The sequence below is a fragment of the Paraburkholderia phymatum genome, assembly GCF_038900715.1.
GTDB classification, from domain to species: domain Bacteria; phylum Pseudomonadota; class Gammaproteobacteria; order Burkholderiales; family Burkholderiaceae; genus Paraburkholderia; species Paraburkholderia phymatum_A.
Genome location: NZ_JAYMRZ010000059.1, coordinates 1 through 3204, shown reverse-complemented (window position 1 = coordinate 3204; position 3204 = coordinate 1). Strand labels below are relative to the sequence as shown.

The 3204-nt window shown below is 54.5% G+C and carries 2 rRNA genes; both read right to left on the bottom strand.

The features are described 5' to 3' along the window. Positions 1 to 4 precede the first annotated feature (4 nt). Positions 5 to 118, bottom strand: a 5S ribosomal RNA gene (rrf, locus tag VSR68_RS42285). A 187-nt stretch (positions 119 to 305) separates the two neighbouring features. Next, positions 306 to 3186 (bottom strand): 23S ribosomal RNA (locus VSR68_RS42280). Positions 3187 to 3204: the final 18 nt, after the last annotated feature.

Sequence of the window (3204 nt, the reverse complement as noted above, 5' to 3'; positions counted from 1 at the left end):
AGGAGCCTGACGATTACCTACTTTCACACGGGCAATCCGCACTATCATCGGCGTGGAGTCGTTTCACGGTCCTGTTCGGGATGGGAAGGGGTGGGACCGACTCGCTATGGTCATCAGGCATGACGGGTTGCCGCGTCGCATCGTGGTGCGCCGCAGCCAATCGGGAAGAAGCGTAAAGGGTATGGGGTGTGTTGTCCGGCACAACATCGATCTCTCAACCATCGTGCATTGCGTGCCCTGCTGCGCAGGGTGGGATGCCCGTAAGTGCTGAAGCACTAACGGTCATCGCAAAACACACCGGTTATAGGATCAAGCCTTACGGGCAATTAGTATCAGTTAGCTTAACGCATTACTGCGCTTCCACACCTGACCTATCAACGTCCTGGTCTTGAACGACCCTTCAAGGGGCTCGAAGCCCCGGGGATATCTCATCTCAAGGCGAGTTTCCCGCTTAGATGCTTTCAGCGGTTATCTCTTCCGAACATAGCTACCCGGCGATGCCACTGGCGTGACAACCGGTACACCAGAGGTTCGTCCACTCCGGTCCTCTCGTACTAGGAGCAGCCCCCTTCAAATATCCAGCGCCCACGGCAGATAGGGACCAAACTGTCTCACGACGTTTTAAACCCAGCTCACGTACCTCTTTAAATGGCGAACAGCCATACCCTTGGGACCGGCTACAGCCCCAGGATGAGATGAGCCGACATCGAGGTGCCAAACACCGCCGTCGATATGAACTCTTGGGCGGTATCAGCCTGTTATCCCCAGAGTACCTTTTATCCGTTGAGCGATGGCCCTTCCATACAGAACCACCGGATCACTATGACCTGCTTTCGCACCTGCTCGACTTGTCAGTCTCGCAGTCAAGCACGCTTATGCCATTGCACTATCAGCACGATTTCCGACCGTACCTAGCGTACCTTCGTACTCCTCCGTTACACTTTGGGAGGAGACCGCCCCAGTCAAACTGCCCACCATGCACTGTCCCCGATCCGGATCACGGACCAAGGTTAGAACCTCAAACAAACCAGGGTGGTATTTCAAGGACGGCTCCACGCAAACTGGCGTTCACGCTTCACAGCCTCCCACCTATCCTACACAAGCCGGTTCAAAGTCCAATGCAAAGCTGCAGTAAAGGTTCATGGGGTCTTTCCGTCTAGCCGCGGGGAGATTGCATCATCACAAACACTTCAACTTCGCTGAGTCTCGGGAGGAGACAGTGTGGCCATCGTTACGCCATTCGTGCAGGTCGGAACTTACCCGACAAGGAATTTCGCTACCTTAGGACCGTTATAGTTACGGCCGCCGTTTACCGGGACTTCAATCAAGAGCTTGCACCCCATCATTTAATCTTCCGGCACCGGGCAGGCGTCACACCCTATACGTCCACTTTCGTGTTTGCAGAGTGCTGTGTTTTTATTAAACAGTCGCAGCCACCAGTTTATTGCAACCCTTTCACCCTCTGCGCGCAGGCGCATCAAGCTACCAGGGCGTACCTTATCCCGAAGTTACGGTACCAGTTTGCCGAGTTCCTTCTCCCGAGTTCTCTCAAGCGCCTTAGAATACTCATCTCGCCCACCTGTGTCGGTTTGCGGTACGGTCAACGTGAAACTGAAGCTTAGAGGCTTTTCCTGGAACCCCTTCCAGTTGCTTCGCTTCCGAAGAAGCTCGCGCCACACCCTTGAATTGCGTGCCCGGATTTGCCAGAGCACCTTCTCCAATGCAGCGACCGGGACTTCCAACACCCGGACAACCTTCCGCGATCCGTCCCCCCATCGCATTTCACGCCGGTGCAGGAATATTGACCTGCTTCCCATCAGCTACGCATTTCTGCCTCGCCTTAGGGGCCGACTCACCCTACGCCGATGAACGTTGCGTAGGAAACCTTGGGCTTACGGCGAGGGGGCCTTTCACCCCCTTTATCGCTACTCATGTCAGCATTCGCACTTCCGATACCTCCAGCACACCTTCCGGTGCACCTTCGCAGGCTTACGGAACGCTCTCCTACCATGCGTGCAAGCACGCATCCGCAGCTTCGGTATATGGCTTAGCCCCGTTACATCTTCCGCGCAGGACGACTCGATCAGTGAGCTATTACGCTTTCTTTAAAGGGTGGCTGCTTCTAAGCCAACCTCCTGACTGTTTTAGCCTTCCCACTTCGTTTCCCACTTAGCCATATTTGGGGACCTTAGCTGGCGGTCTGGGTTGTTTCCCTCTTGACACCGGACGTTAGCACCCGATGTCTGTCTCCCGTGATTGCACTCTTCGGTATTCGGAGTTTGCTATGGCGAGGTAATCCGCAATGGACCCCTCAACCATGACAGTGCTCTACCCCCGAAGGTGATACACGAGGCACTACCTAAATAGTTTTCGGAGAGAACCAGCTATTTCCAGGTTTGTTTAGCCTTTCACCCCTATCCACAGCTCATCCCCTGACTTTTCAACGTCAGTGGGTTCGGACCTCCAGTACGTGTTACCGCACCTTCATCCTGGCCATGGATAGATCACCTGGTTTCGGGTCTACACCCAGCGACTGGATCGCCCTGTTCGGACTCGCTTTCGCTACGCCTGCCCTAATCGGTTAAGCTCGCCACTGAATGTAAGTCGCTGACCCATTATACAAAAGGTACGCCGTCACCCCTTGCGAGGCTCCGACTGTTTGTATGCATGCGGTTTCAGGATCTGTTTCACTCCCCTCCCGGGGTTCTTTTCGCCTTTCCCTCACGGTACTGGTTCACTATCGGTCGATCACGAGTATTTAGCCTTGGAGGATGGTCCCCCCATCTTCAGACAGGATTTCACGTGTCCCGCCCTACTTGTCGCATACCCAGTTCTTTCTCGCTGTTTTCGCCTACGGGGCTATCACCCGCTATGGCCGCACTTTCCAGAGCGCTCGGCTAACAGCAAGAATAAAGAATGCAGGCTGGTCCCATTTCGCTCGCCACTACTCTGGGAATCTCGGTTGATTTCTTTTCCTGCGGTTACTTAGATGTTTCAGTTCACCGCGTTCGCTTCACATGACCTATGTATTCAGTCATGGATACTCCATACGGAGTGGGTTTCCCCATTCGGACATCGGCGGATCAAAGCTCGTTTGCCAGCTCCCCGCCGCTTTTCGCAGGCTACCGCGTCCTTCATCGCCTGTGATCGCCAAGGCATCCACCACATGCACTTGTTCGCTTGACCCTATAACGGGTGTGTCTC